This window comes from Lactobacillus sp. UMNPBX17, assembly GCF_002553735.1.
In the GTDB taxonomy this organism is placed as follows: Bacteria; Bacillota; Bacilli; order Lactobacillales; family Lactobacillaceae; genus Lactobacillus; species Lactobacillus gallinarum.
In genome coordinates, this window is record NZ_PCYT01000141.1 from 1 (window position 1) to 1,324 (window position 1,324).

The window sequence follows — 1,324 nt, forward strand, 5'->3', positions numbered from 1 at the left end:
GGTCCAGATGGACTTTTATTTTTATAAAGTGTTCAACTTGATTTTACAATCGGCGGATGAATTATTTGCAAAAGCACCTATAAAAAAAGTCTATTTTAAATTAGCCTTCCCTGTGGTGCTAGGGATGATTACCACAATGATTTATAACTTAGCTGACACGATGTTTGTAGCTAAGACTGGTAATACTGACTTGGTGGCCGGAGTTACGATTGGCGCTCCGCTATTTACCTTTTTAATTGCTGTTTCTGATATTTTTGGACTCGGCGGCAGTAGTCTAATTTCACGTCTTTTTGGTGAAAAGCGTTATGATCTAAGCAAAAGAATCAGCAGTTTTTGTTTATTCAGATCTGTGATTGTTGGTATTATTTTGACAGTTTTGCTTTTAGTTTTTGCCAAACCAATTTTTATCCTTCTAGGAGTTAAAGCATCTACTTATTCATATGCTTTTGATTTTTATCGGATTATCGCTCTGGGATTGGTATTTATCATCTTTTCTTTAGTTCCACAAAACCTAATTCGAACTGAAGGCTTAGCTTTTGAGGCCATGCTCAGCACAATGATAGGAACTATTTTAGCTATTATTCTACATTAGCTTAAATCCGAAAATTATGAAGATTTCTAGGCAAAATATTAAGGACGTGATTGCCATTGGTATCCCGGGTTCAATTACCAACTTTGCTCAAAGTTTTGGTATGGCTTTACTTAACTCGTCTCTTGCCGCATACGGTGCTAACAAAGTTGCCGCTATGGGAATCACTCAAAAAATTTATAGCATCGTCATTTTAGTTATTGTTGGTTTTGCCTTCGGTGCACAGTCATTGATTGGTTATAATTATGGTGCTAAAAACTGGCAACGATTAAAAGACATTTTACGCTTTGATACTCTAGTTTTAGTAGCATATGCAATTATCGTTGGTGGCTTACTGATCATCTTTGCCAAACCAGTGACTGCACTATTTATGAATCAAGCATCAATTGTTTCAGCTGGTAGCTACATGTTAATTGCCACGATTATTACTACCCCGTTTGTTGGAATTATTTTAGTTTATACTACAGTTTTCCAATCAATTGGGGATGCCTGGGGAGCCTTCGTTATGGCAATTACTCGTCAGGGCATCATTTATTTCATTGTGTTAGAAATTTTGAAGAGTACTTTAGGCTATCATGGTATCGTTTGGTCACAAGCAGCAAGTGATATTCTAACCTGGATTATCGGTTACTTCATGTTTAAAAAGAGTCTAGATCTAAAAGATAAGTTAAAGAAATAAAGGTTCAGTATAAATTCTTGTGTAAATAGAAATTAGATAACAAAAAAAGAAGGGTT

General features: G+C 35.4%; 1 pseudogene. It reads left to right on the forward strand.

The features are described 5' to 3' along the window. Window positions 1-7 precede the first annotated feature (7 nt). Window positions 8-1,268: pseudogene (locus CP368_RS09960) on the forward strand (MATE family efflux transporter). Window positions 1,269-1,324 lie beyond the last annotated feature (56 nt).